This window comes from Streptomyces sp. NPDC104814 (genome assembly GCF_055583185.1).
Window position 1 is genome coordinate 12,549 of sequence record NZ_JBVJOL010000009.1, and the last position, 26,219, is coordinate 38,767.

Annotated in this window: 28 protein-coding genes; 20 read left to right on the plus strand and 8 right to left on the minus strand. The window is 73.4% G+C overall.

Going from position 1 to position 26,219, the window contains the following annotated elements; all coding sequences use genetic code 11:
• Nucleotides 1–77 precede the first annotated feature (77 nt).
• On the minus strand, nucleotides 78–917 hold the full coding sequence (locus tag ACZ64A_RS26695; protein ID WP_469813794.1) for an AfsR/SARP family transcriptional regulator: 840 nt from the start codon (nucleotides 915–917) through the stop codon (nucleotides 78–80).
• 280 nt (nucleotides 918–1,197) lie between these two features.
• On the opposite strand from ACZ64A_RS26695, the gene ACZ64A_RS26700 reads away from it, so the two are divergent.
• The 11 genes from ACZ64A_RS26700 to ACZ64A_RS26750 are packed head-to-tail and all read left to right on the plus strand — an operon-like array spanning nucleotide 1,198 to nucleotide 9,558.
• Nucleotides 1,198–2,415, plus strand: coding sequence for an aminotransferase class I/II-fold pyridoxal phosphate-dependent enzyme (locus tag ACZ64A_RS26700; protein WP_469813796.1), 1,218 nt, complete (start codon nucleotides 1,198–1,200; stop codon nucleotides 2,413–2,415).
• A gap of 27 nt (nucleotides 2,416–2,442) precedes the next feature.
• On the plus strand, nucleotides 2,443–3,681 hold the full coding sequence (locus tag ACZ64A_RS26705; protein WP_469813797.1) for a beta-ketoacyl-[acyl-carrier-protein] synthase family protein: 1,239 nt from the start codon (nucleotides 2,443–2,445) through the stop codon (nucleotides 3,679–3,681).
• The gene (locus tag ACZ64A_RS26710; RefSeq protein WP_469813799.1) at nucleotides 3,678–4,562 is read left to right on the plus strand and encodes a MaoC/PaaZ C-terminal domain-containing protein; all 885 of its coding nucleotides are present in this window, start codon (nucleotides 3,678–3,680) and stop codon (nucleotides 4,560–4,562) included. Before ACZ64A_RS26705 ends, ACZ64A_RS26710 begins: the two co-directional genes overlap by 4 nt.
• Entirely contained in the window at nucleotides 4,555–4,818 is a 264-nt protein-coding gene (locus ACZ64A_RS26715; protein WP_469813801.1) for a hypothetical protein, read from the plus strand. The genes ACZ64A_RS26710 and ACZ64A_RS26715 overlap by 8 nt, the downstream gene beginning before the upstream one ends.
• Nucleotides 4,815–5,072: an acyl carrier protein gene (locus tag ACZ64A_RS26720; protein ID WP_469813802.1), complete on the plus strand. Its 258-nt coding sequence runs from the start codon at nucleotides 4,815–4,817 to the stop codon at nucleotides 5,070–5,072. Before ACZ64A_RS26715 ends, ACZ64A_RS26720 begins: the two co-directional genes overlap by 4 nt.
• A 2-nt stretch (nucleotides 5,073–5,074) precedes the next feature.
• Complete coding sequence (locus ACZ64A_RS26725; protein ID WP_469813803.1) at nucleotides 5,075–6,106, plus strand: hypothetical protein; 1,032 nt, start codon at nucleotides 5,075–5,077, stop codon at nucleotides 6,104–6,106.
• Nucleotides 6,099–6,950 (plus strand): tryptophan synthase subunit alpha, encoded by an 852-nt coding sequence (gene trpA, locus ACZ64A_RS26730; protein ID WP_469813804.1) that lies wholly within the window; start codon nucleotides 6,099–6,101, stop codon nucleotides 6,948–6,950. The genes ACZ64A_RS26725 and trpA overlap by 8 nt, the downstream gene beginning before the upstream one ends.
• Nucleotides 6,947–7,321: an ectoine synthase gene (locus tag ACZ64A_RS26735; protein ID WP_469813806.1), complete on the plus strand. Its 375-nt coding sequence runs from the start codon at nucleotides 6,947–6,949 to the stop codon at nucleotides 7,319–7,321. The genes trpA and ACZ64A_RS26735 overlap by 4 nt, the downstream gene beginning before the upstream one ends.
• Nucleotides 7,322–7,346: 25 nt before the next feature.
• Nucleotides 7,347–8,492, plus strand: a complete 1,146-nt coding sequence (locus ACZ64A_RS26740) for an acyl-CoA dehydrogenase family protein (protein ID WP_469813808.1) — start codon at nucleotides 7,347–7,349, stop codon at nucleotides 8,490–8,492.
• Nucleotides 8,489–8,794, plus strand: a complete 306-nt coding sequence (locus ACZ64A_RS26745) for a hypothetical protein (RefSeq protein ID WP_469813810.1) — start codon at nucleotides 8,489–8,491, stop codon at nucleotides 8,792–8,794. The genes ACZ64A_RS26740 and ACZ64A_RS26745 overlap by 4 nt, the downstream gene beginning before the upstream one ends.
• A 47-nt stretch (nucleotides 8,795–8,841) precedes the next feature.
• Complete coding sequence (locus ACZ64A_RS26750) at nucleotides 8,842–9,558, plus strand: beta/alpha barrel domain-containing protein (RefSeq protein ID WP_469813812.1); 717 nt, start codon at nucleotides 8,842–8,844, stop codon at nucleotides 9,556–9,558.
• Nucleotides 9,559–9,648: 90 nt separating this feature from the next.
• Here the strand turns inward: ACZ64A_RS26750 and ACZ64A_RS26755 are convergent, their stop codons facing one another.
• From ACZ64A_RS26755 to ACZ64A_RS26765, 3 genes are all read right to left on the minus strand, one after another.
• On the minus strand, nucleotides 9,649–10,284 hold the full coding sequence (locus ACZ64A_RS26755; RefSeq protein ID WP_469813813.1) for a DUF6875 domain-containing protein: 636 nt from the start codon (nucleotides 10,282–10,284) through the stop codon (nucleotides 9,649–9,651).
• Nucleotides 10,281–10,868, minus strand: coding sequence for a hypothetical protein (locus ACZ64A_RS26760; RefSeq protein WP_469813815.1), 588 nt, complete (start codon nucleotides 10,866–10,868; stop codon nucleotides 10,281–10,283). The genes ACZ64A_RS26755 and ACZ64A_RS26760 overlap by 4 nt, the downstream gene beginning before the upstream one ends.
• 64 nt (nucleotides 10,869–10,932) lie before the next feature.
• Nucleotides 10,933–12,333, minus strand: coding sequence for a pyridoxal phosphate-dependent decarboxylase family protein (locus ACZ64A_RS26765; RefSeq protein WP_469813817.1), 1,401 nt, complete (start codon nucleotides 12,331–12,333; stop codon nucleotides 10,933–10,935).
• 183 nt (nucleotides 12,334–12,516) lie between these two features.
• On the opposite strand from ACZ64A_RS26765, the gene ACZ64A_RS26770 reads away from it, so the two are divergent.
• Both ACZ64A_RS26770 and ACZ64A_RS26775 read left to right on the plus strand, forming a co-directional pair.
• On the plus strand, nucleotides 12,517–13,986 hold the full coding sequence (locus ACZ64A_RS26770; RefSeq protein WP_469813818.1) for a multicopper oxidase family protein: 1,470 nt from the start codon (nucleotides 12,517–12,519) through the stop codon (nucleotides 13,984–13,986).
• Nucleotides 13,987–14,133: 147 nt separating this feature from the next.
• Complete coding sequence (locus tag ACZ64A_RS26775; RefSeq protein ID WP_469813819.1) at nucleotides 14,134–14,724, plus strand: anthrone oxygenase family protein; 591 nt, start codon at nucleotides 14,134–14,136, stop codon at nucleotides 14,722–14,724.
• Between the two features lie 137 nt (nucleotides 14,725–14,861).
• On the opposite strand, the gene mca is transcribed toward ACZ64A_RS26775, so the two are convergent.
• Nucleotides 14,862–15,794 (minus strand): mycothiol conjugate amidase Mca, encoded by a 933-nt coding sequence (mca, locus tag ACZ64A_RS26780; protein ID WP_469813821.1) that lies wholly within the window; start codon nucleotides 15,792–15,794, stop codon nucleotides 14,862–14,864.
• A 314-nt stretch (nucleotides 15,795–16,108) separates the two neighbouring features.
• Between mca and ACZ64A_RS26785 the strand changes: the two genes are divergently transcribed.
• Both ACZ64A_RS26785 and ACZ64A_RS26790 read left to right on the plus strand, forming a co-directional pair.
• Nucleotides 16,109–16,849 (plus strand): thioesterase II family protein, encoded by a 741-nt coding sequence (locus ACZ64A_RS26785; RefSeq protein WP_469813823.1) that lies wholly within the window; start codon nucleotides 16,109–16,111, stop codon nucleotides 16,847–16,849.
• 62 nt (nucleotides 16,850–16,911) lie between these two features.
• Entirely contained in the window at nucleotides 16,912–17,472 is a 561-nt protein-coding gene (locus ACZ64A_RS26790) for a DUF1697 domain-containing protein (RefSeq protein ID WP_469813824.1), read from the plus strand.
• Nucleotides 17,473–17,511: 39 nt separating this feature from the next.
• Here ACZ64A_RS26790 and ACZ64A_RS26795 read toward each other — a convergent pair whose 3' ends face one another.
• The 3 genes from ACZ64A_RS26795 to ACZ64A_RS26805 form a co-directional block, all read right to left on the minus strand.
• Nucleotides 17,512–18,042, minus strand: coding sequence for a GNAT family N-acetyltransferase (locus ACZ64A_RS26795; RefSeq protein WP_469813826.1), 531 nt, complete (start codon nucleotides 18,040–18,042; stop codon nucleotides 17,512–17,514).
• 89 nt (nucleotides 18,043–18,131) lie between these two features.
• Nucleotides 18,132–19,028, minus strand: a complete 897-nt coding sequence (locus ACZ64A_RS26800; protein ID WP_469813827.1) for an aminoglycoside phosphotransferase family protein — start codon at nucleotides 19,026–19,028, stop codon at nucleotides 18,132–18,134.
• Nucleotides 19,029–19,222: 194 nt separating this feature from the next.
• Nucleotides 19,223–19,636 (minus strand): DUF3224 domain-containing protein, encoded by a 414-nt coding sequence (locus tag ACZ64A_RS26805; protein WP_469813829.1) that lies wholly within the window; start codon nucleotides 19,634–19,636, stop codon nucleotides 19,223–19,225.
• Nucleotides 19,637–19,810: 174 nt separating this feature from the next.
• Between ACZ64A_RS26805 and ACZ64A_RS26810 the strand changes: the two genes are divergently transcribed.
• From ACZ64A_RS26810 to ACZ64A_RS26830, 5 genes are all read left to right on the plus strand, one after another.
• On the plus strand, nucleotides 19,811–21,013 hold the full coding sequence (locus tag ACZ64A_RS26810) for a cytochrome P450 (protein WP_469813831.1): 1,203 nt from the start codon (nucleotides 19,811–19,813) through the stop codon (nucleotides 21,011–21,013).
• Nucleotides 21,014–21,142: 129 nt separating this feature from the next.
• A complete protein-coding gene (locus tag ACZ64A_RS26815; protein WP_469813833.1) occupies nucleotides 21,143–22,570 on the plus strand; it encodes an MFS transporter in 1,428 nt (475 codons plus the stop codon).
• A 33-nt stretch (nucleotides 22,571–22,603) separates the two neighbouring features.
• Complete coding sequence (locus tag ACZ64A_RS26820) at nucleotides 22,604–23,335, plus strand: PIG-L deacetylase family protein (protein WP_469813835.1); 732 nt, start codon at nucleotides 22,604–22,606, stop codon at nucleotides 23,333–23,335.
• A 7-nt stretch (nucleotides 23,336–23,342) separates the two neighbouring features.
• Nucleotides 23,343–24,884, plus strand: a complete 1,542-nt coding sequence (locus tag ACZ64A_RS26825) for a class I adenylate-forming enzyme family protein (protein ID WP_469813837.1) — start codon at nucleotides 23,343–23,345, stop codon at nucleotides 24,882–24,884.
• Nucleotides 24,881–25,243 (plus strand): nuclear transport factor 2 family protein, encoded by a 363-nt coding sequence (locus ACZ64A_RS26830; RefSeq protein ID WP_469813838.1) that lies wholly within the window; start codon nucleotides 24,881–24,883, stop codon nucleotides 25,241–25,243. The genes ACZ64A_RS26825 and ACZ64A_RS26830 overlap by 4 nt, the downstream gene beginning before the upstream one ends.
• The last annotated feature ends 976 nt before the right edge of the window (nucleotides 25,244–26,219 follow it).

Consider the following 26,219-nt stretch of genomic DNA (forward strand, 5'->3'; position numbering starts at 1 on the left):
AGGCGGCCTCTCTGTGCCCCCGTCAGCCGGGGGCTTCCGGCGCCGTTGCGGGGCGCCGGGTCGGGCTCGCCGGTCAGTCAGCGGGGTGGGAGTAGGGCCTCGAAGGCGCCGATCAGGAGCGGGTCCACTCTGCGGACCGCGGCGCTCGTGGGCACGGTGCGTCGGGGCTGGCCGCGCAGCAGTTCCAGGTACAGCCGCTGGGTGCGCGGGGCCGGTTCGATGCCCAGCTCGTCCGCGAGCATCTCCCGCAGCTCGTGGTACACGCGCAGCGCCTCCGCGGGATTGCCGGCGCTGGCGTGCGCCGCCATCTGGCAGCGGTGGGCGCTCTCCCTGAACGGAGCCCGGCGCACCGCCTCCTCGGCATAGCGCAGCGCGTGGTGATCGTTGCCCAGCGCGGCGCCCGAGAGGCTGGCCAGCTCCAGCGCCGTCAGCCGCAGCTCGTTGATCCGCTCGCGGGTGGTCTGCACCCACTCCCCGTCGTGCGCGGGCAGGAACGCCCCGCGCAGATTCGCCAGCGCCCCCGTGGCCAGCTGGTACGTCACCGCGTGCGCCCGCTCCGCGTACGCCTGGCGTGCCTCCGACACGGCGGCCTCGGCGGCCTCCACGTCCGTGGCCGCGTCCTCGGGCAGCCGCAGCAGATACCGCCCGCTCTGCGCCACCAGCGGGGTCTCGCCCGGCTTCTGCGAGGAGCTGGCGACGAAGGTGCGGACCCGGCTGATGACACTGCGCAGCGCCGACGCCCACGTCTCCGGCAGCCCTTGCGGCCACACCGTGTCCGCCAGCTGGTCGCGGCCCGTGCCGGTGCGCCGTTCCAGGACGAGCCGGGCGAAGGCGACTTGGGCCTGGGCGCTCGAAAGGTGCCGTGGTGGTTCGCCGTCGTGCTCGATGGTGACAAGCCCAGCGAGTCGTATCAGCACGTCGGACACTCCCCCTCAGCCGTTGCCGGCTGATCGTGAATAAACGGCTGGTTCATTACCTGTGCTTTGGCCGGGACATTACCCTCAAGGGTGCTTGGCGTGTCAATCGAGGATGAGAACATTCCAGCCGGAATCGGGGGAGACCTGAGTTCCATTTCCCGGCGGCACCCCTGTTGCGGACCTCTTGCGGAGGACGGCGTAGAAATCCACTCGAGAACGGGTCGACGCACAATCGAGGCGGCCCGGTGGATCGCGCCCGACACTCTTCAAGGAGACTCACGTGAACGCGACCGGAGGTTGGGAACGGCTCGAGCCGAAGCTGGCGGCCACGTTGCAGCGCGTGAAGTCACTGGAGTGGGAGCCGAACCGCCGCAACAGCTTCGTCGCCTACACGGTGGAACGCGACAGCGCCCACGCCGACCTGGACGGCCGCCGCCTGCTGATGATGTCCGGCTACAGCTACCTGGGCCTGGCCGGCGACGAGCGCGTCGTGGCCGCCGCCAAGGCCGCCGTCGACCTGTACGGCACCGGCAACCACGGCGTGCGCGCCCTGGCCGGATCCATCCCGCTGCACGAGGAACTGGAGTCCGAGGTCGCCCGGTTCGCCGGCCGGGAGGCCGCGATGGTCTTCGGCTCCGGCTACGCGGCCAACGTCGGCACCGTCGGCGGCCTCGTCGGCCCCGGCGACACCGTGTTCATCGACAAGTACGACCACGCCTCCATCGTCGACGGCTGCAAGCTGTCCGGGGCCACGGTGACCCGGTTCCGCCACAACGACGTGGACCACCTTGACCGCCGGCTGCGCGCGGCCGGCCCTGACGGGGTCCGGCTGGTCGTCGTCGACAGCGTCTACTCCATGGACGGCGACATCGCCCCGCTGCCCGAGCTGCGCAAGGTGTGTGACGAACACGACGCGCTGCTCATGGTCGACGAGGCGCACGCCCTCGGCGTCATCGGCGCGAGCGGACGCGGCATCGAGGAACACTTCGACCACACCGCCCAGGTCGACATCAAGCTCGGCACCCTGTCCAAGGCCATCCCCTCCATGGGCGGCTGGGTGGCCGGCCCCGCCGACCTGATCGGTCATCTGCGCTACGCCGCCCGCCCGTTCCTGTTCTCCGCGGCCCTGGCCCCCGCCCAGGCGGCCGCCGCCCTGGAGTCCCTGCGGATCCTGCAGCGCGAACCCGAGCGGGTCGCCCACATCCAGCGCGAGTCCGCCCGGCTGCGCTCCCTGCTGAACGCCGAGGGGCTGCGCACCCAGGACAGCGAGACCGCCGTCATCCCGCTGATCGCGGGTTCCGACGACGCCGCCTACGACCTGGCCACCACCTGCCGTGCCAACGGCGTCATCGGCCTGCCGGTGGTGACCCCCGCGGTCCCCAACGATCTGGCCCGCCTGCGGATCGCGGTGACCGCCCGGCACACCCCGCAGGACATCGACTTCGCCGCCGACGCCTTCGTCCGGTCCGCCCGCGCCTGCGGCATCCTCCCGGCCTGAGCGCCCGCCGTCCCCCGGAGAGCGACGATGACTGCTGCACCCGCCAAGCCCCCGGTCGTGATCACCGGCATCGGTGTGGTCACCCCGGCCGGCTGCACACCCGACGCCCTGTGGAACGCGCTGCGGGCCGGCCGTTCGACCGCCGCGGAGCTCACCCACCCCGGCCTCGAGAAGCACCGGGTGCGCATCGGCTGCCAGGTCAGCGGACTGGACCGGCTCGACCTGGTGCCCGCCAAGGACGCCCGGCGCCTCGACCCGTTCGCCCTGTACGGCGCCACGGCCGCGCTCGCCGCCCACCGGGACGCGGGCGCCCCGGCCCCCGACCCGCACCGCACGGCCGTCGTCGTCGGCAACGCCGTCGGCGGACGCACCACCAGCGACCGCGAGTCGCTGAACTTCGCCGCCGGCGGCCCCGCCCGCGTCAACCCGCTGATGCCGCTGATCACCATGCCCAACGCGGCCGCCGCGCAGATCGCGCTGCGGCTGGGCTGGACCGGACCGGCGCTCACCGTCGCCACCACCTGCGCCAGCGGCGTCGACGCGATCGGGCAGGCCACGGCGCTGCTCCAGACGCACCGCGCCGACGTGGTGATCGCCGGCGGCTGCGAGGCCACCCTCAGCCCCGTCACGCTCGCCGCGTTCGGCAACCTCAACGCCGTCTCCGGCCGCAACGACGACCCCGCCCGCGCCAGCCGGCCCTTCGACCGCGACCGCGACGGATTCGTCATGGGCGAGGGCGCCGGCTTCGTCGTCCTCGAACGGCTCGACGACGCCACCGCCCGCGGCGCCACCCCCTACGCGCGGATCGCCGGGTACGCCGCCACCGCCGACGCCTACCACCTGTCGATGCCGCTGCCCGACGGGGCCGGCGCCGCCGCCGCGATGACCGGAGCGCTCGCCGACGCGGGCCTCGCCCCCGACGAGATCGTCCACGTCAACGCCCACGGCACCTCGACCCCGCACAACGACCGCGCCGAAGCCGCCGCCCTGCGCGCGGTGTTCGGTCCCGGCGGGCCGCCGGTCACCGCCTCCAAGGGGGTGCTCGGCCACCTCATCGGAGCCGCCGGAGCCGTCGAACTCATCGCCGCCGTCCAGGCCATGCGGGCCTGCGAGGTGCCGCCCACCGCCAACCACGAACACCTCGAAGAGGGAATGGAGATCGACGTGGTGCACACCCGCCCACGGTCCGTCGCCTCCGGGCCCGCCCTGTCGAACTCCTTCGGCTTCGGCGGCCACAACGCCAGCATGGTGGTGACGCCGGTATGACCACCCTCGTACCCGCCGCGGACGGCGCCGACCGGGCCGCCCCCGCACGCCGCCGTGTCCGGCACACCCCGACCACCGCCGAACTGACCGCCCTGCGCACCGCCGTGCGCGCCGCCCTGCCCGGCCCCGCCGCCACCGACGGCGCCTCCCCGGTCAGCGCCTTCGTCCTCGCCCACACCCTCGCCGACGCCACCGTGCGCGACCTGGCGGCCGGCGAGCCGCGGCCCTGCTCCGTGATCCACCTCGGGCAGGACATCCGCACCGAGCGCCCGGTGCGCCCCGGCGAACCGGTCACCGTCACCGTCGACGTGCTCGGCGCCCGCCGCGAGGCCCGCGGCACCCGCCTGGCCGTGCGCTCCACCCTGACCGGCGAGGACGGCACGCCGTTCGCCGAACTGCTCACCGGTGCCCTGCTGGTCGGCGCCACCGGCATCGAGCCGTTCGGTGAGATACCGCCGGCCACGGCGGCTCCCGCCGCCACCCCGGGCGAGCCGGTCACCACCCGGCACGAGCTGAGCGCCGGCTTCATCCGCGGCTACGCCCGTGCCTCCGGCGACCTCAACCCCGTCCACCTGGACGAACAGGCAGCCCAGGACGCCGGTTTCCCCACCGTCCTCGCCCACGGCATGAGCGTGATCGCCCTGGCCTGCGAGGAGATCGCCGACCGCTATGCCGGCGGGGACATCACCCGGATCCGTACCGTGTCGGGCCGCTTCTCCGCACCGGTGCTGCACGGCCGCCCCCTCGACGTCGCCTACCAACCGGACGCAGAGGGACGGGTCGTGCGGTTCACCTGCCGTGTGCCCGAGGGCGCCGCCGTCAAGAACGGCTGGGTCCTGCTGGACGGCGGCGCGCCCGGACCCGGGAACGGCGATGAGTGACGGCACGGGACTCGCCGGCGGCTCCCTCACCCAGGTCCGCGAACGCCCCGACGCGCCGGCGCTCGTGCGGCACGCCGAGGAGACCGCCTGTCGGGAGCTGAAGGAACACCGCGCCCGCAGCCTGCCCCGGACGGCCGTCCCCGCCGTCGTACGGATCGCCGGCGAGCCGCTGCCCAAGACCCCCACCGGAAAGGTCGACCGCGCCGCGTTCGACCGTCTGCCGCGCCGAAGCCGAGAAGAAGGAAGAACACCATGAGCAACACCGCCACCATCAAGCAGTTCCTCATCGAGGAGTTCCTGCCCGATGTCAGCCCCGAGCAGCTGGCCGACGACCACGACCTGCTCTCCGACGGCGTCATCGACTCGCTGGGCGTGCTGAAGCTGATCGCCTGGGTGGAGGACCGTTTCGCCCTCGCCGTCGACGACACCGACCTCGACCCGAACAACTTCCGCAGCGTGACGGCGATCGACGCGTTCATCGAGGGATCGCGCCAGCGGGTGGGCGGCTGACCATGCACGAGGCGCTCACCGGGCTGCTCGCGCGGCGCACGGTGGCCGACCCGGCGACGTGGCGGTCGCTGTGGGACCGGCTCGGCGACGGTTCGCTCCCCCGGGAGCAGGCCGTCGCCCTGCTGGCCTCGCTGGCCACCCGGCTGCCCGACCCCGCGACCCTGCACAGCCTGACCGCGACCCTGCGCGAACGCCACCCCGCGCCCGCCACCGGCACCTGGCCGGGCACGGTCAACGTCGTCGGCACCGGCGGGGGGCCCGCCACCTTCAACATCTCCACCGCCTCCGCGTTCGTCGCGGCCGCCGCCGGTGTACGCGTCGTCAAGACCGGCTCGCGCGCCCACACCTCCTCCCTGGGCTCCGTCGACCTCCTCGAACGGCTGGGCGTGCGGCTGACGTCCTCCCTCGCCCAGACCGAGGACCTGCTCGGCCGGCACGGCATCGCCTTCGCCGGGCCGTTCGTCTACCCGCCGTCGCTCGCCCGTCTGGCCCGCACGGTGGCACCGGTGAGCATGAAGCCCTTCGGCCGCTTCCTGAACGCCGTCGGCCCCTTCCTCGCCCACCTGCCGGTCGCCGCCCAGGTCACCGGCGTCTCCGGGGCGATGCCGCTGGACGACCTGCGGCAGCTGGCCGCCGCGTGCACCGAGCGGACCCTGTGGCTGTGCGCCAACGACCACGGCGCGGACGAACTGCTCGGCTTCGCCGACAACACCGTGTACGTCAACGACGGCCGCCTGCTGCGGATCCGGCCCGGCGAGATCACCGGCGCCGGCGGCGGCCCCGAGGATCTGCGGCCGCGCCCGCCGCAGGAGGCCGCGGAGCACTTCCTCGACGTCCTCGCCGGCCGCGCCGGTACGGTCGCCACCCGCACCGTGTGCCTGAACGCGGCGGCGCTGTCCGTCGCCGCCGGCCACCACCCCACCTGGGCGGCCGCCTTCAGCGCCGCCGAGGAGGCCGTGACCGGCGGCGGCGCCCGCGACCTCGCCGAACGGCTGCGCGCCGCCGCGCGCCCGGTCGGAGGCCGCCATGGCTGACTTCTTCACCGGCTCCCGCGCGAGCGGCAGGATCGGGCTCGCCCTGTTCCTGACCGCGGGCGACCCACCGCTGGAGGAACTGGCCGACGTGGCCGCCATGCTCGACGAGAGCGGAGTGGACTGCCTCGAACTGGCCGTCCCCTTCCCCGACTCGGTCACCGACGGGCCCGTCATCCGCCGCTCCGCCCGGCGGGCCCTGGACAACGGCACCACCCTGGACGACGTCCTCGACACCGTCGCCCGCGTCCGGCCGGGCCTGCGCCGGCTGCGTATCGCGCTGCTCGCCGACTGGAGCCACTCGCTCAAGCACCGCGACCCCGCCGCCACGGCCCGCCGTATCGCCGACTCGGGAGCGGACGGCCTGCTCGTGCACGGCCTGCCGCCCCGGCTGCGCGCCCGCCACCTCCAGGCGGCCGCCGACGCCGGGCTGCCCACCGTCGGCACCTGCTACGCCTCCAGCCCCGAACCCACCCGTGTCCAGGCCGCCCGTGACGCCACCGCCTACCTGTACCTGGTGGCCCACTACGGGCGCAGCGGCACCCCGCCCGCCGCCGGCCACGCCGCCCTGGCCGGCACCGTGACGGGCCTGCGCGCCCACACCCGCTCCCCGATCGCCGTCGGCTTCGGGGTGAGCACCGCCGAGGACGTCGAAGCCGTCGCCGCCTCCGGGGCGGACGCCGCCATCGTCGGCTCCGCCACGGTGGCCCGCGTCGAGCACGCCCTGACCACCGGCGCCCGCGTCACCGACGTCCTGCACCCGTTCGTCCGGTCGCTCCGCAGCGAGCCGGCCGGCCCCCTCGAAAACCTCGAAGGAACCACCTCGACGATCAGGAGACCGACATGATCATCCGTGACCTGGAGAACGTCACCACCGTCGACTGGGGCAACGGGCTCAGCCGCCGCTTCCTGGTGGCCGCCGACAACGTCGGCTACACGATCACCGACACCACCGTGCGCGCCGGCACCAAGTCACGTCTGGAGTACCGCAACCACCTCGAGGCCTGCTACTGCATCGAGGGCTCCGGCGAGGTGATCGAGCTCGACGGCACCGTCCACCCCATCACGCCGGGCCGCCTGTACGCCCTCGACCGGCACGACGCCCACTACCTGGTCGCCGCCGAGCACGAGGACCTGCGCCTGGTGTGCGTGTTCAGTCCCGCGCTGCGCGGCGACGAGGTGCACAGCCTGGACGAACACTCCTCCTCCGCGTACTGACACCCACCCCAGCGAAGGTGATTCGGTGATCCGATGGAATGCCGACCAGGCCGACCTCAGGGAGAGCCTGGCACGGTGGGGCGAGGCGCTCAGCGCCGACCACATCGCCCATGACGAACAGGCCGAGTTCCCCTGGGACAAGTGGAAGACGGTCCGGCGGACCGGCATCCTCGCCCTGCCGTTCTCCGAGGAGTACGGCGGGCTCGGCCAGTCCCTGCTGACCACCATGTACGTCCTCGAGGGGCTCGGCGAGCACTGCCGGGACTCCGGACTGAGCTTCTCGGTGACCACCACCCTGGCCAGCACCGGCATCCCCCTGGAGGCGTTCGGCACCCCCGAACAGAAAGCGAGGTACCTGCCCCTGATCTGCTCCGGCGAGGCGATCGGGGCCCACGCCATCACCGAGGCCGAGGGCGGCTCGGACGCCATGGCCATGACGACCCGGGCGGTCCGCGACGGCGACGACTTCGTGCTGAGCGGAAGCAAGACGTTCGTCAGCAACGGCCCGGTCGCCGACGTGTTCGTGGTGTACGCGCGCACCCGCCCCGACGGCGGGGCCCTGGGCGTCACCGCGTTCCTCGTCGACCGCGACACCCCGGGCCTGACCGTGGGCCGGCCGATCAAGAAGATGGGGCTGCGCACCTCGCAGCTCAGCGAGCTGTACCTCGACGGGTGCCGCGTCCCGCGCGAGCGGGTCCTCGGCCGGGTCGGCGGCGGCTTCATCGTCCTCGACCATGTGATGAAGCGGGAGATCCTCTTCTCCTTCATCGTCAACGCCGGGGAGATGCGCCACCGTCTCGACCGCTGCGTGGAATACGCCCGTACCCGCCGCTCCTTCGGCAAGCCGATCGGCACCTACCAGGCGATCGCCAACAAGATCGTCGATGTGAAGATCGGCCTGGAGACGGCACGCAAGTGGCTGTACGACACCGCCGAACGGCTCACCAACGGCGAGAACGTCACCGAGGACCTCGCCATCGCCAAGCTGGTGACCAGCGAGGCCAACGTGAGCAGCTCGCTCACCGCGGTCCAGGTCTTCGGCGGCTACGGCTACACCACCGAGTACGGGCTCGAACAGGACGTGCGCAACGCCGTGGGCGGCACGATCTACTCGGGCAGCAACGAGATCCAGTACAACCGCATCGCCTCCCAGCTGGGCCTGGGCAGGTGACGACGGCCCCCGCACCGCCGCTCACGGTCCACGGGGCCGCCCGCGGGCAGGACGACGACGTCCTCGCCCGCGGCGGCCCCGCCACCGGCCCGCACCCGGCCGAACGCCTCGGCAGGCCGTCACGGCCGGCCCTCGGCCGCACCGCCGCGGCCCGCACCGCACCCCGGGCCGCCACCGGCCGTCCCCGCCGCGGGGGCGGCCTCGACGTCCCCACCGCGGCCGGTGCCCCGCGCGGCCGCGCCGGCGCGACCGCTTCGGCCCGACCGGCCGGCGCGCCGCGCACCGCACAGCCCACCGTGTGACCGCGCCCGACCCCGCGCGCGGACCGCACCGACCTCAAGGAGCGTTCATGACGTCGCGGTTCATCGAGGCCCTGCTGACCGCCCGACGGCCCGTCGTGATGGAGGTCAAGCGGCGCGACGCGCACGGCTTCGACCTCATCGCCGGGCACACCCCCGCCGAAACCGTCGCCGCCTACGAAAGCGCCGGCGCCCCCTGCATCTCCGTCGTCACCGGCCGCTGGTTCGGCGGCACCGCCGACCTGCTGCGCGACGTGGCCCGCCTGACCGATCTGCCGCTGCTGCAGAAGGACTTCATCACCCGGAGAGACCAGCTGCAGACCGCCCGGGACCTCGGTGCCGACGCCGTGCTGCTCACCGCGGCACTGCTGCCCGCCTCCGTGCTCGCCACCCTCGTCGCCGCCGCGCTGCGCACCGGACTGACCCCGTTCGTCGAAGTCACGACCGAGGCCGAGATCGCCGCCGTACCGCACGCCGCTGACTGCGTGATCGCCGTCAACAACAAGGACATCAAGCGCCGCGAACGCGACACCGGCGACATCGGCCGCAGCCTGGACCTGCTGCCCGCGCTGCACGCCAGCGGCACCCCCTGCCCGGTCAGCGCCAGCGCCATCGACACACCGCAGGTGGCGGCCCGGCTGCTGGACGCCGGATACGCCGGCCTCCTCGTCGGCACTGCGCTGCTGCGCTCCTCCGCGCCCGGCACCTGGCTCGACACCATGGACCACGGCCGCCGGGAACGCCGTCCCGCCCTGCGTCCGGCCTGACACCGAAGCGCCGGGGCCGGCCGGGGGAGTGTCTCCCCGGCCGGCCCCGGCGCTTTTGAGGTACCGGAACGGCAGGCACGGCCCGTCCGGTCAGGACACCACCCGCTGCACGAGCTGGTCCCGTACCCGAGCCGGAATGGCCGGCGCGAAACGCCGCAGATAGTGGTCGAGGTGCTCCTCGGCCTCGACCAGGAAGGGCAGGTCGAAGACCAGCAGCCGGCGCACCGCCAGCAGCGGCACCGGCGCGCGCAGCGGCCGGAAGTACGTGTTCCACAGCCCCGGCTGGTCGCACTGCGGATGGAACTGACCGATCATCAGCCCCTCGGCGACGAAGTCGTTCTTCGCCTGTTCCTGCAGCACGTCCAGCGGCTTCGGGTCCTCCCGGTCCAGTTCCGGCAGCACCATCAGCACCGTCAGCAGCTCCCGCGCGTCCGCGTCCAGGTCGGCCGCGAGCCGCCCGTACCAGGTCCGCAGCCGGTCCACCGCCTGCGGCAGCGACTCCGCTCCGCCCTGCGCCGGCACCGCCAGCAGGAACAGCTCCCGCCGCAGCGAGGGCTGCGTGTAGGGGCAGACCGGTCCGCTGCGGCCCAGCTCCGCATGCCCGTTCACCAGGAAGCTCCGGCTCCAGGCCAGTACGTCGCGCAGCTGCGCCGCGTGCGATGCGGGCACCAGGCCCAGATCGATCTGCGCCGGCGTGTAGATCTGGAGGTGCTCGTCGCCCGTCATCGCGGCTCCCGCCACATCGGCCGCAGCCGCGGACCGCCGCCGGGCAGTTCGATGTCCGCGCCCAGCGGCAGCAGGCCGAACCGGCGGGCCACCGCCTCACCGGCCGGAGAGCTGGCCTCCGCGTACGCCCCGCAGCCGGCGTCGTCCGCCCGCGCGATGACGTCGGTGATCAGGGTGTCGATCAGGCCGCTGCCGCGAGCCTTCGCCGTGACGGCGCCGAAGGAGAGGTAGTAGTGCGGCACCGACACCGGCCGCCGGGACTCCTGCAACGCCGCGATCACCGCCAGTGCCTGTGCCCCGGGCCCCAGGACCTGTGCGAACCGGTCCTCGAACTCCTCCTGCCGTCCGGCCAGTTGCTCCTGTGCGCCGGGCGGCTGCCACACCAGTACCGCTTCCCGCCCGGCGGTCGTGGTCACCCCGCCGAAGGGGAACGCCATGTCGAGGAACACCTGGAAGAAGGCGGGCAGCACGGCTGCCCGGCGCTCCTCGTCCGGGATGATCCAGCGCGTCAGCGCATCGTCCAGGAAACACCCGGCCAGCACGGCCGCGAGCGCGTCGGTCTCCGACCGGGCGGCGACACGCACCCCACCGTCGGCCGCGGATGGGGGCAACGCGGGCGAAACAGCCACTGTCTTCTCTTCCTCCGTGTCAGGGGCGCCGTACGGTGCCGGTCCCGTCCCGCACGATCGGGTCGGCCAGGTCTTCCACGGCGCGGTGCAGGGTCTTGACGAACAGCTCGGACTCCGGCTTGATCAGCACACTGCGCAGCACGCGCGCCGTGTCGGTGTCCCGTTCCACTCCGGGGTGACGGCGTGTGAAGGCGTCGGCGTCGGTGCGCAGCAGGCTCAGGAACACCGGATCGCGTGGCGCCTCCATGCCGTCGCGCAGCAGCCGGGCAGCGGCCGCGTCGACGGCGGCCAGGCCGCGTCCGCCCACCGCGGGGAAGTAGGTGACGATGTCCAGCTCCGGCGGCTGGTACAGCTCCAGCACCTCGGAGCCGGCGATCAGTTCCGACCAGGCCAGCGCGGCGCGCCGGCCCGCCGCGAGGACCTCCCCGAGGCCGTCCCGGGTCAGCGGCAGCAGCTGCAGCGTCAGCCACAGCGCGGCCGCGGCCGCTCCCGCCCGCGAGCACTCCAGGCTGATCTCACCGAGGTGCAGCGACGAGTCGGTGAAATAGGTGTACGGCGAGTCGTGCGCGAAGTGGCCCCGGGCGCCGGGGTCGTTGAACAGCACGGCGCCGCAGCCGTAGGGCTGCAGGCCGTGCTTGTGCGGGTCGACCACCACCGAGTCGCACGCGGCGATCGCCCGCCACGGCCGGGTGTCGACGCCCTCGGGGCGCTGCGAACGCCCCAGCAGCGCGTAGAACCCGCCGTACGCGGCGTCCACGTGCACCCGTACCCCGTACCGGCGGGCCAGCGGCACCACCTCGTGCACGGGGTCGACGGCGCCGAGCCCGGTCGTCCCGGCGGTCAGCACCACCGTGCCCACCCGCCCGCCGGCCAGCAGCCGCTCCAGGGCCTCCACGTCCATGCGGCCCCGGCCGTCGGCCGGCACCCGGTGCCCCTCGACGCCCAGGACCCCGCACATCCGCCCGTGCGTGTAGTGGGACTCGGCGCTGAAGGCGATGCCGCGATCCGGATGGGACTGGCGCGCCACGTACAGCGCTTCCAGATTCGCCATGGTCCCGCTCGTCGTCAGATGCCCGAGCGGTGCCTGCAGACCGAACATCGCGCCCAGCTGCGCCACGCACTCGTGCTCCATCGCCGTGGTGGCCGGGCCGCCCTCGGCGGCATGGTTGTTCGGGTTGAAGAGCATGGCCGTGACGTAACCGACGACCGCCGCCGGATGCGGCGGCTTGACCATCTGCCCCGCGTAACGGGGGTGGAAGAACGGGTAGTTGTCGTCCAGCCGCTCGGCGAAACGCTCGAACACGGTCCCGAAGTCCCGGTCGGCGACCAGGTGCGAGGCGTGCTCGTCGTACGCCCCGAACCGCTCCGCGAACCGCTCGGCTACGTCCACCGCGCGCGGCAGCCAGTGACGAAGATCCACGTCAGCCTTTCCAGGTAGGCGAACCGGAGTTCGAACAGCGGGTCATCGCCCCCGTTATATGGGCCCCTCCGCAAGCGGCCCGCAATCCCGCAGGCGCCGCCCCAGCACCGCACGAGGACGACCTGCTGCGCTGAACCGGCCATCCTCGCGGGCCCGCCCCGCCCCTTCTCCGCAGGAGACCGCATGGTCACGAGACGCACCCTCATCACCGCCCTGACCACGTCGGGCGCCGCCGTGCTCACCGGCGCGGCCCTCACGCCGCTGATGGAAGCGAGGGCCACGGGCTCCCCGCCCGGCACGGCCCCCGCCACGGCACTGCCCGCCGGGCCCGCCGTGGAGCCCTTCCGCGCCCCGCTGCCGTCGCTGCCGGTCATCCAGCCCGTGTCGACCGCCAACGGCACGGATCTCTACGACATCACGATGAGACCCGCCCGCGCGGAGATCCTGCCCGGCCTGAGCACCGACGTCCTCACCTACGACGGCCACTTCCCGGGCGGCGTCATCAAGGCCCGCTCCGGCCGCCCCGTCGTCGTGCGCCAGCGCAACGCCCTGCAGGCCGACACGTCCGTCCACCTGCACGGCGCTTCCGTGCCCGCCGCCAGCGACGGCGCGCCCATGGACACCCTCGCGCCGGGAGCCGTGCGCACCTACACCTACCCCAACCGCCAGCCGCACGCCACGCTCTGGTTCCACGACCACGCCCACCACAGCGAGTCCGAGCACGTCTACCGCGGTCTGTCCGGCCTCTACCAGCTCACCGACGCGACCGAGCAGGCACTGCCCCTGCCGTCCGGCCGCTACGACATCCCCATCGCCCTGCGCGACGCCCACTTCGACGACAGCGGTGCCCTGCTGTACGTCATGGACGACGCCGCCGGCCGGTCCACCATCCTGGCCAACGGCAGGCCCTACCCCTACCTGGAGGTCGCCGCCCGCAAATACCGCTTCCGCCTGCTGAACTCCTCCAACCTGCGCTTCTTCCGCCTGCAGCTGGCCGACGGCTCACCCTTCGTGCAGATCGGCTCCGACGGCGGCCTGCTGCCGCGCCCGCACGTCACCGACACCCTGCTGCTCTCGCCCGCCGAACGCGCCGACGTCGTCATCGACTTCTCCCGCTACCGGGTGGGCACCCAGCTGGTGCTGCGCAACACCCTCGGCCCCGGCGACCCCGAGCGCACCGGCCAGGTCCTGCGCTTCGACGTCGTACGCACCGCCACCGATCCCAGCGCCGTGCCGGACGTCCTGCGCACCCTGCCCCCGCTGCCGCAGGCCACCACCCGTCGCTCGTTCGACCTGAACGTCACCGACGGCGCGACGGGCCCGGCCGGCTTCATCAACGGCCGCTCGTTCGACCCCGCCCGCATCGACACCCGGATACCCTACGGAAGCAGCGAGATCTGGACGGTCACCAACACCAACACCGACATCCCGCACAACTTCCACCTGCACCTGGTGCAGTTCCGCGTCCTGGAACGCAACGGACGCGAACCGGACGGCTCCGAGTCCGGCCTGAAGGACACCGTGCGGCTGCTGCCCGGCGAGACGGTCACCCTGCAGGCGACGTTCGACAGCTACCGCGGCACCTACGTCTACCACTGCCACCTTCTGGACCACTCGGCGATGGGCATGATGGCCCAGATGTCCATCGCGTGAGCGCACTCGGCGCCCGCTACAGAAACGCTGGGGACCCGGTCCGGTCCGGCTCGACTCCCCTGCGCGGCACCGCGCCACTGCCTAGGCTCGCGTGAGCGAGCCGCACAGACCACCCACCATCCTCCCGACGCAGAGCGAGGACGCCCGATGTCAGCCAACCCCTACCAGCAGTACGGCCAGGTCCCCGGACCCACGGTCCCTCCGGCGCCCGCGCCGTCCCGGTCCGGCAGACTGGCCGGCCCGCTGCTCCTCGTGTCGACCATCACCATCGGCCTCATGGCCGGTCTGTTCTTCGCGTTCGACGTCTCGGTCATGCCGGGCCTGAACTCCACGGACGACCGCACGTTCGCCACCGCCATGCAGTACTTCAACAGCGAGATCGACGGCAACGGCCTGTTCGGTCTCGTCTTCCTGGTCGCCCTGCTGGCCTCGGCGGCCGCCGCGTTCATCGAGTTCCGCCGCGGCCGCAGGGCCATCGCGGTGTGGGCGGGCGTGGCCGCCGTGCTCTACCTGGTGGTTCTGATGGTCACGTTCTCCGTGAACATCCCGCTCAACAACGAGCTCGCCGACCTCGGCAACCCGGCCAAGGCCCACGACTTCTCCGTCATCGACAAGTTCAAGACCACCTGGGAGACGACGAACATCCTGCGCACCCTGCTGTGCACGGTCGCCCTGGGCTGCGTCGCCTACGCCGTCCAGCTCCACGGCCGCGCGGAGGCCCTGCTGCGCGGCCACTGACGTCGGTTCCCGACGCAGCGCACGAGGCCACCGGCCCGCGGCCGGTGCCCCGCCCGCACCCGCCGGGAGGGCGACCACGTCGCCCTCCCGGCCCGGGCCCGCAACGACGTGCCGGGCGGCGCGAGCCCGCTCACGGATCAGCCGGCGAGCGGGGCGGGCACCGCCCGGGACGGTTGCGGGCGCACGGCCCGCACGGGCGGCCGTATCCCGGCGAACAGGTCGCTCTCCGGCAGGCTCACCGGCACCAGCGACCGGGCCAGGGTGTAGTCCTCGGTGGGCCACACCTCCTGCTGCACCGCCGTCGGCACGGCGAACCAGATGCCGTCCGGGTCCACTTGGGAGGCATGGGCGAGCAACGCCCGGTCACGCACCGGGAAGTACCGGGCGCACGGCACGCGGGTGGTGATCTCCGGCTGCCGCGCGGGCTCGTTGGGCAGCGGCGCGTACGGCGCGGTGCTGCCGCGCGCTCTGAGCGCCCGGTGCAGCGCCGCGCTGCGCGCCGGATGCGAACCGTGGTTGTAGTACAGCTTGAGCGGCTGCCACGGCCACCCCGCGAGCGGATGCGCCGAGCCGTCCGCGGCCGACGCGAACGCCGCCACCGTGATCCGGTGCGCCATCACGTGATCGGGGTGCGGGTAGCCGCCGTCCTCGTCGTACGTCGTGACGACGTGCGGCCGGAACCCCCGCATCAGCGCCACCAGCCGAGCCGTCGCCTCACCCGGGTCGGCCCGGGCGAAGCAGTCCGCGGGCAGCGGTTCACCGTCCCCGGGCAGTCCCGAGTCCCGGTAGCCGAGCCAGCACTGCCGCACCCCGAGGATGCGCCGGGCCCGTTCCATCTCCGCCGCGCGCAGCGCGCCCATGTCCACCCGACCGCGCGGACGCGGATACCGCGGGTTGAGGACCGATCCGCGCTCACCGCCGGTGCAGGTGACCACCAGCACCTCGGCGCCCTGCGCGGCGTATTTCGCCATGGTCGCCGCGCCCTTGCTGGATTCGTCGTCCGGGTGGGCGTGCACGGCCATCAGACGCGGCCGCCACCGGGGCGCGCCGGGCAGGTTGTCACCACTCATCGGTCCTCCTCCAGCAAAAACCGGTCGTCCCCGCACGCACGCTAGGGGCCGCCCCTGGAGAACCGCTCGAGGACCGGTGCAGACCGCGGGGTCGACTCCCTACAGAAATCGGCGGCCGGCCCGGCGCGTCCGTAGGGTCCGGCGCCATGAGGGGCCCACCGAACGGCCCCGGACACCAGAGGGGAAAGCACCGTGCCTCACGAACGGCAGCCGCACCGCCCCGCCCCACTCCGTCGCGTCACCGCCCGTACCGGTCCGCCCACCCCCGCGGCACACGTCCCGGCCCGTGACACGGCGGCCCGAGCGTGAACGGCATGTCGGTGCGCCTGTTCTGCCTGCCGTGCACCGGTGCCCCGGCCGGCGTCCATCTGCCCTGGGCGGACCGCCTGCGGCCCCACATCGCCGTCACCCCCCTCGAACTGCCGGGCCGCGGTGAACGGATACGGGAAAAGCCCTGCCGCGGGCTGGAACCACTGCTGCAGGACCTGGTGAGCGCCGCGGCACGGCTGTGCGACCGGCCGTTCGCGTTCTTCGGCCACGGCTTCGGAGCGCTCCTCGCCTTCGAGGTCGCGGCCAGGCTCGAATGGGACCACGAACTGGTCGCCGAGCGGCTGTACGTCTCCGGGGCCGCGGCGCCCCACCTGGTGCGCTGCGACGAGCTTGCGGAAGACCTGCCGGACGACGCGTTCCTGGAGCGCGCCCGCCGTCATCCGCACGTGCACCCCGGCGCGTTCGCCGACGCCCGGCTGGCCCGGCTGCGACTGCCCATGCTGCGGGCCGACTTCGCGCTGGCCCGCTCCTACCGGGCCGGCTGCGACGACACCGTGCACGCGCCCGTCACGGCACTGGCGGGCCGCGCCGACCCGACGGTGAGCGCGGCGCAGCTCGGGGCGTGGCGCGGCTACACCCGCCGCTCCTTCCGCATGCGGCGATGTCCCGGCGGCCCCTACCACTGGCTGCCGGACGACCGGGCCCTGCTGGAGACGTTCGCCGGGGACCTGACCCGCGCGCAGGCCGCGCACAACCGGTTCTCCGCGGCCGAGCGGACGTTCTGAGCGGCGACCGCGTGAGATCATGGCGTGCCGATGGCACAGCGAGGGGGAGGGGCCATGCCCGTATGACGACCGAGCAGACCCACATCGCGTTCCTGCGGGCCGTCAACGTCGGCGCGCGCAAGGTCGAGATGGCCCGGCTGCGCGAGACGCTGTCCGGGCTCGGACTGGGGGCAGTGCGCACCTACATCGCCAGCGGCAACGCCTTCTTCACCACCGCGGAGACCGATCGTCCGGCGCTCACCGGGCGCATCGAGGAGGCGCTGGCGAAGACGTTCGGCTTCGACGTCCCCACGATCGTGCGGACCCTGCCGGAGCTGCGCGCCGAACTGACCGCGTCGCCCTTCGCGGAGCTGCGGCCGGCGGCCGACGAGCGTTTCTCCCTGGTGTTCGCCTCCGGCCCGCTGGAGGACGGCACGCTCCCGCTGCGCTCCCCGCGCGGCGACTGGGAGGTCCTGGACGTCTGCGGGGGCACGGCGTCGGTGCGGTGGCGGCTGCGCGGCGGCCGCCCCGTCAACCCGGCCCCGGTGATCGAGAAGGCGTTCGGCGTGCAGGCCACGGCCCGCTTCTTCCACACCACGCTGAAGATCCTGGCCGCCGCCGAGAAGACCCAGGGTCCGTCGTAGCGGGGCGGGTTCGCGGCGCGGGCCGGAACCGGGGGAGTGTCAGGGCCGCAGCAGCCCGCCCACCCACCAGTCGTGCGGCTTGCCGTCGTTGGCGATGCCGCGCCGGCGCAGGGTTCCCTCCACCGTGAAGCCGAGTCTCTCGGCGACGGCACGCGAGCCGGTGTTCCCGGCCATGGCCCACCACTCGATGCGGTGCACGTCGAGCGTGGCCCAGCCCCAGTCGCACAGCGCCCGGGCGGCCTCCACCGAGAAGCCCTGGCCGCGCTGCTCCTTGACCGCCCAGTAACCGAGCTCCCAGACGCCCCGGCTGAGGAGGGTCAGACAGTACGAGCCGACCAGGGCGCCGGTGTCCTTGCGGAACGCGCCGAAGGTGTAGTCCTTGTCCTCGGCCCACTGGGCGGGCAGCGTCTCGCCGACGAGCTTCTCGGCGTCCGCCCGACGGTACGGCACCGGCACCGGCGTGTAGAACTGGATGTCCTCGTCCTGACAGGCCTCGTACACCGCATCCACGTCGGCGGAGGTGAAGGTCCGCAGCACCAGACGGTCGGTCTCCAAAGTCACCGGATCCATCAGGGCAGTATGACCGCCGCCCACGGACGGCGCCCAGCGAATATCCCACCGCCCGGGCGGCCGCCGGTCACACCTGCACCGGGGCGGCGTCAGTCCATCGACTCCACGATGCGGGCGAGGGTGCGGCGCCCCAAGTCGCTCATGGCCGGATTGCTCTCGGCGTAGTACCAGACGAGCCCCATCGCCTGCTGGAACGCCCAGGCCTTGCCGCGCTCCCACTCCAGGTCGTCACAAGCCAGTTGCCGCCTGAGCACCTCCCGTGGGCCCGGCTGCAGCAGATGCCACGCACCGATGAGATCGAGCGCGGGATCGGCCGGGCCGAAGCCGCCGGTGTCCAGGACGCCGCCGAGCCGGCCGTTCACGACCAGGACGTTGCCGGGAATCAGGTCACCGTGGCTCATCACGTCGCCACCCGTGCGTGGCAGCGTCCGGAAACGGCTCCACAGCCGGCGGAGCCTGGGCACGTCGAGCAGCCCCTCGCTCTGCTGGAAGCACGTCGCCAGCCAGGCGTCGTGGTGGACGAGTACGCCGCCACGGCCCTCTCCGCTGAAACGCCGTCCCCGCGTCGGGGCCCCGCGCAGATCTGCGATGAAGGCCGCCAGGTCCTCGGCGAACGCGTCCGATCCGCTCGGGTCGGTCTCGGAGGCGATCGTTCCGGGCACCCATGTCTGGACCGACCACGGCATGGGGTAGCCCGCTCCGGGCTTTCCCAGGGCGACGGGTTCCGGGGCGGGAAACCCGGACACCCGGGCCAGCTCCGCACTCGCCCGGGCCTCCTGCTCCAGCACCGCCAGCACCTCGGCGGCATCGGCCCGACGCAGCGGGAACCGCGCCGAAAGGCCGTTCCCGATACGGAAGACGGCGTTGACCGTCCCGGTCGACGCAAGCGGCCGGACGGCCTTGCCGCTCCACTGCGGGAACTGGTCGCGGACCAGAGCTGCGACGATGTCGGTGGTCACGTCCACTTGGTCGTCGTGCATGTTCATACGCGCAGCCCCTCCACGTCCCTCCCTGCTCCCGAGCACGCCTCAGGCTTGCCGAACGACCCCTTCCGGTCAATGGGCGGCCCCGGCAGCGAGAAACCGGCGCGGGCGACGATGCCTGACGTCGGCCCCACAAGGCGCGCGCCGGTCACACCGGGCGTCGCGGGCCCGGCGTGACCGGCGCGGCACCTTCCGGCTCAGGCCGAGGCGCCGGCCGCCGGGCCGGGGAACTCCACCTCGAGGTCGAGGGTGCCGTGCCCCAAAGTGCCCTCGCCACGGATTCCGGCCAGCTCACCGGTGCCGGAGCCGGGCACGATGCCCGCCCATGTCACCGGCTCGCTACCCGGCACCTGCGTCGCCCGGTGCTCCAGCACGAACGTGCCCTCACGGCCGCCGAGGACGCCGACGACGCGCTCCTGCGCGACGTACGCGGCACCTCCGGGGCCCTGCGTGGTGACCATGTGACCCGTGGCCGAGCCCTTCACGTCACCCTCGGTGTAGGTCTTGGTCAGTTCGACCCGCCCGGTCACCGGCCCGCCGTCGACGGGCTCGTCGTCGGTTCCGTCCCACACATCCACGGTGAAGACGGCCTGAATGCGCATCTGAGTCATGCGCGGAGTATCGCGCCCGTCCCGCACCGCTCGATGCTCCCGATTGAGCAGGCGGCCGGCGCCGGCGCCGCTACCGTGACCCGGCGTCAGCCGCGCGCAGCGCCGCCCACGCGGCTCCGCGAAGGCTCCGGGGCCTGACGGGACGCGCCGGCATTTCCGAGGAGGCAGGCGACATTGAGCACCGAAGTGCACACCGAGAAGCCGACAGCATGTCCGTACCCGTTCGCCGGGGGAGAGGGACTCGGGCTGTCACAGGAGTACGCGAAGCTCTTCGAGGACGGCACCCCCATCCGCGTCCAGCTGCCGTTCGGTGAGCCCGCGTGGCTGGTCACCCGGTACGCCGACGCGCGTTTCGTGCTGACCGACCGCAGGTTCTCCCGGCACATGGCCATCGAGCGGGACGAGCCGCGGATGACACCGCGCCCCGTGCCGGAGAGCATCCTGACCATGGACGCCCCCGACCACACGCGGGTGCGCACCCTGGTGTCGAAGGCCTTCACCCCGCGGCGCATCGAGTCCAAGCGGGAGTGGATCGGCGAGCTCGCCGCCGGCCTCGTCGAGGACATGAAGTCCAAGGGGGCGACCGCCGAACTGGTCGGCTCCTACGCGCTGGCCATCCCCGTCACGGTGATCTGCGAACTGCTGGGCGTGCCCGACGAGGACCGGCCCCGGCTGCGCGCGTGGTGCGACGCGGCGCTGTCCACGAACGAGCTGACCGACGACGAGTGCGTGCAGAGCTTCATCGCCCTGCAGAAGTACTTCGAGGACCTGATCGCACAGCGCCGGGCCGAGCCCCGCGACGACCTGACGAGCGCCCTGATCGAGGCCCGTGACGCCCACGACCGGCTGGACGAGGCGGAGCTGCTCGGGCTGTGCGTCGCCACCCTCATCGGCGGTTTCGAGACGACGGCCAGCGAGATCTCCAACTTCGTCTACGTGCTCCAGCAGCGGCCCGAACTGTGGACGCGGCTGTGCGAGAACCCCGAGTCGATCCCGACGGCCGTGGAGGAGCTGCTGCGCTTCGTGCCGTTCGCGGCCAACGGCATCTCCCCGCGCTACGCCACCGAGGACCTGACCGTCGGCGGTGTCCCGGTACGGGCGGGCGAGCCGGTCATCGTCGACACCAGCGCCGTCAACCGCGACCGCGAGGTCTTCGACGACGCCCACGACGTCGTCCTGGACCGCGCCGACAACCGGCACATGGTGTTCGGGCACGGCGCGCACCACTGCCTCGGCGCCCACCTCGCCAGGGTGGAGCTGCAGGAGGCGCTCAAGGCGCTCGTGCTGGGCATGCCGAAGCTGCGCATCCACGGCGAGGTCACCTGGAAGTCCCACATGATCATCCGCGCCCCGAAGGTCATGCACATCGAGTGGTGACAGGGGGTTTTCGGCCGCCGTCCGGTGGATGCGCTGTATTGAGCATCCACCGGGCCCCGCCCCTTTCTACCGTGACCCCCGACCGAGCCTGCCCGAAGGGCGGGTGTGGCACCGATGATCAGGAGAGCCATGACCGTCAGTACCGCCGACGGCCAGTCAGCCGCCGGAAAAAGCCCCGACACGGGCAGCCCTTCGCTGGTCGCCCGGCTGATCCTCGTCACCCTGCTGATGGCCGAGCTGCTCATCCAGGTGGACCAGACGATCGTCAACGTCGCCCTGCCCTTCATCCAGCGCGATCTCGGCTTCTCGCAGTCCGGGCTGCCCTGGGTCGTCAACGCCTACGGCCTGCTCTACGGAGGGCTGCTGCCCCTCGGCGGCCGCATCGGCGACCTGTTCGGCCGGCGCCGGGTACTGATCACGGGTGTCACCGTCTTCACGCTGGCATCGGTCGTCTGCGGCTTCAGCACCGACCCGGCGGTCATGGTCGTCGCCCGGGCGGTGCAGGGCATGGGCGGCGCCCTGACCGCCCCCGTCGTCCTGTCGCTGATCATCACCTGCTTCGACGAAGGTCCCGCACGGCAGCGCGCGTTCGCCCTGTGGGGCAGCGCCCAGGCGGCCGGCGCCCTGTTCGGGCTGCTCGTCGGCGGCCTGCTGACGTCCGGCCCGGGCTGGGAGTTCAGCTTCTTCGCCGCCGTCCCGATCGGCGCGCTGGTCGTCGGGCTGGCCGCCACCACGATCAAGGAGAGCCGCGCCGAGGAACGCCCGGCGATCGACGTGGCGGGTGCGGTGACGATCACCGCCGCCCTGCTGATGACCGTCTACGCCTTCCTCGACACCCAGCGCTCGTGGGCCTCCCCGCTGCGCGGCGGGCTGCTGGTCGCCGCGGCCGTGCTGTTCGGCGTCTTCCTGGCCGTCGAACGCCGCCAGGCGCACCCGTTCCTGCCGCTGCGCGTCTTCCGCCTGCGCAACACCAGCGCCGCGCTCGCCATCATGATGATGTTCGGCGCCACCCAGATGAGTTACTTCTTCTTCGTCACCCTGTACCTGCAGGAAGTCCTCGGCTTCTCCGCGCTGCAGACCGGCCTCGCCTACCTGCCGCTGATCGCGGTGCTGCTCGTCTTCGCGCAGATCTGCATGAAGACGGTGGGCCGCGTCGGTCTGACCCGGATGCTGCTGGCCGGTCTGTTCTGCCTGGCGCTCGGCATGGGCTGGCTCGGTTTCGCCGCCTCGTCGGGCACCTTCCTCGGCACCGTCCTCGGCCCCACGGTCATCTCCGGCATCGGACTGGGGCTGACCATGATGCCGGCCGGCACGGTGGCCACCACGGGTGTCGACCCCGCCGACGCCGGCGCCGTGTCCGGGCTGTTCAACACCGCGATCCTGGTCGGCGGTTCCCTCGGACTCGCCGTCCTGACCACGGTCACCCAGGCCGCCGGCGGCCTCACCGGCACGCACGGCTACACCGTCGCCTTCCTGTCCAGCGCGGGCGTGGCCGTCGCCGCGATGCTGGTCGCCGCCCTGGTCATCCGGATTCCCCCGCAGGCCGACGCCGCCTGACCCATCCCCTTCGTCCACCGGGAAGGTAACCCCATGGCCGACACACTGCCCGACCTGCCCGACGACTTCCATCGCGTGCTCGCGATCGTCGCCCACCCCGACGACATCGAGTTCGGCGCCGGTCCCGCCGTGGCCCAGTGGACCGCTCAGGGACGCGAGGTGGCCTACGCACTGGTCACCCGCGGCGAGGCCGGCATCTCCGACCTGGACCCGGCCGAGTGCGGCCCGGTGCGCGAGAGCGAACAGCGCAAGGCCGCGGCCGAACTCGGCGTCCACGAGGTCGAGTTCATCGACGGCCACCGCGACGGGACGATCACCTACGGGCCCGCCCTGCGCCGCGACCTGGCCCGCGCCATCCGCCGGCACCGCCCCGACCTCGTCGTCACCTTCAACCACCACGACACCTGGGCCTCCGGCGCGTGGAACACCCCCGACCACCGCGCCGTGGGCCGGGCGGTCCTGGACGCCGTCGCCGACGCCGCCAACCCCTGGATCTTCCCCGAGCTGTCCGAGGAAGGACTCCAGCCGTGGCGGGCGTCCCGCGTGGCGGTCGCCGGGTCACCGCAGCCCACGCACGCCGTGGCCGTCGACGACGACGCCCGTGAGCGGGCGGTGCGCTCCCTGGCGGCCCACGAGCGCTATCTGCGGGCACTGAGCGACGAACCGCCCGCCGAACGCGCCCGGTTCATCCTCGGCCACCTGCTCGCCGCCACCGCACCGCGCTTCGGCGGCCGCGACGGCGTCGCGTTCCAGATAGTGGGCTGAACCGGCCATGACACAGCGGACGTTCTCCTACCTCACCGACCAGCTCCGCTCCCACGCCGAGCTGCATCCGGACCGCACCGCGCTCGTCATCGACGGCCGGCCCGACCTCCTGTACGGCGAGTGGGACCGGCGCTCGGAGGACCTCGCGCGCGCACTGCTCGCCGCCGGCACCCGCCGCGGCACCCGCATCGGCATCTTCTTCGGCGACATGGACTGGGCCGGTTACGCCATCGCCTACCTCGGCGTGCTCAAGGCCGGCGCCACCGCCCTGCATCTGCCCGTGCGCATCCCGGCCGAGGAACTCCAGCGGCGCGCGCTCCAGTGCGACCTGGCCGGCATCGTCCACGGGAACACCGCCCCGCCCGACGTGCCCGCCGTCCGCTGGAGCCGCCCCCTCGCCGAACTGTCCGTCCCCGGGCAAGGGCGCGTGGACGTCGTCCACCGCCCCGACGACGACGCGGAGATCGTGTACTCCTCCGGCACCACCGGGCCGGCCCGCGGAGTCGTCGTACCGCACCAGAACCTCGCCACGGCGGGCGGCCCGCCCTCGGTGATGGCCCACGACGAACCCACTCCCATGGTGGCGTCCGTGAAACTCGGCATCACCGCCAGCGCCACCACCGTCTCCATGGTGCTCAACGCCACCCCGACGACCCTGGTCCTCGCCCCGCCCGGGGACGCGGACCGGCTGTGCGCGCTCATCGAACAGCACGCGGCCAGCACCGTGATGATGACCCCGCACCTCGCCGTGCAGATGATCCACCAAGGTGCCCTGGACCGCCACGACCTCAGCTCCGTCACCACCGTCGCGACCGCGTCGGCGTTCCTGCACCAGCCGCTCGCCCGCGCCCTGCTGAAGGCCATGCCCCGGGCCCGGGTGCTCGGGGCCTACTCGGCCAGCCAGGCCAAACCCGCCGTCACCATCGGCACCCTGGACCCGGCCCGCCCGATGTCCGTGGGCCGGCCCGCACCCGGCACCCACGTCCTCATCACCGACGAGCACGGTACGGCACTGCCGGCCGGGCAGGTCGGCCGGATCTGGCTGCGCGCCGAGGGCGCGCCACCGCGCAACCGCGTGGACCGCGGCCCGGAGGCGGCCGGTGCGCCCGAGGGCGGCTGGTGCGACACCGGCGACCTCGGACACGTCGACGAGGAGGGCGAGCTGTACCTCTTCGACCGCGAGTCCGACGCCGTCACCACGCCGCACGGACTGGTGTCCTCGCTGCGCGTGGAGACGGTCCTGCTCGGCCATGACGCGATCACCGACGCCGCCGTCGTGGCGACCGACGACGGGCCGGCCGCGGCGGTGGTGTCCGCGGCGGGGGCCTCCCGGGACCCCGGCGTGCTGCGGGACACCCTCGTCGCCCACGCGCGCGGCGAACTCGACGCCCACGAGATCCCCAGGCGGTACCTGGTGGTCGACGAGCTGCCGCGCAACGACCTCGGCAAGGTCGTCAAACGCGTCGTCAGGACCTGGTTCGCCGCGGCGGGCACCGGGTCCGAGCCGTCCGCCCCCGCCCACCCCGACGCCACAGGAGCCCCGTCATGAGCACGGAGACCGCACCGCCCATCCACCCGTTGTTCGCCGAGATGATCCGCTGCACCGCCGAGCGGGACCTCGACGGCCTCGTCGCCCTGTACCACCCCGACGCCGAGTGGATCCGCTTCACCGGCCCCGTGCGCGGCCACGACCAGATCCGCGAACTGCTGCGCCGCTACTGGGAGCTGGACCTGGAGCACGTGGAGATGAACGAGTTCATCCAGACCGACGACACCGTCATGATGCGCGGCACGATGAAGGTACGCGGCGAGACCGTCGTCACCTTCGGCGTGTACGTCCTGCGCGACGGTCTGATCTGGCGCCAGTGCGGAGCCGACGAGGGCGGCACCCGCGACTGGTGGTCCTGACCCCACGACAGCGCCCGCGCAGGCCACGGCGCGCTCACCTGCTGGCGGCGCGCCGTCCCCTGCGGCGCAGGCGCCGGCCCGTCGTGGGCTCCGGCCCCGTCGCGGCGCGCGCGCCCGCCTGCTGGCGGCGCGCCCGTCCGCTACGGCGCATGCGACCGCCCGTCGCGGGCTCCGCACGCCGCGGCGCACCCACCACCCCGCCTGCTGCGGCGCAAGCGCCGGCCCGTGGCGGCTTCCGCCCTTCGGGCGGCGCTCCGGACGCCGTAGCACCCGCCGGCCTGCTGCGGCGCGGCCGCCCGCCCGTCGCGGGTTCCGCTCGTCGGGCGGCGCTCGGGACGCCGCGGCACCCGCCCGCTGCCGCGCACGCGCCTGCCCATGGCGGTGCGCGCCCGCCGCAGTGCTCCGCCCGCCGCGGCGCACCCGCCCGCCGCGGCGCACCCGCCCGCCGCGGGGCAAGCGCCGGCTCGTCGCGGCTTCCGCCCTTCGGGCGGCGCTCCGGACGCCGCGGCGCACCCGCTGCCGCGCACGCGCCCGCTGTGGCGCAAGCGCCGGCCCGTTTCGGCTTCCGCCCTTCATGCGGCGCTCCGGACGCCGTAGCACCCGCCAGCCTGCTGCGGCGCGGCCGCCCGCCCGTCGCGGCTTCCGCCCGTCGGGCGGCGCTCCGGACGCCGCAGGACCCGCCCGCCTTCTGCGGCGGCCGCGCCCGCGCCGCTGCGGCGCACCCGCCCGCCCGCTGTGGGGCGAGCGCCCGCCCGTTGCGGCTTCCGCCCTTCGGGCGGCGCTCCGGACGCCGCGGCACCCGCCCGGCCGCTGCCGCGCACGCGCCCGCCGCTCCGCACACTGCGGTGCATCCGCCCCGCGCCGCTGCGGCGCACGCGACCATCCGCCGCGGCGCACCCGCCCGCCTGCTGTGGCGCGGCAGCCCGCCCGTCGGGTGGCGCTCCGGACGCCGCAGTGCTCCGCACACTGCGCCGCA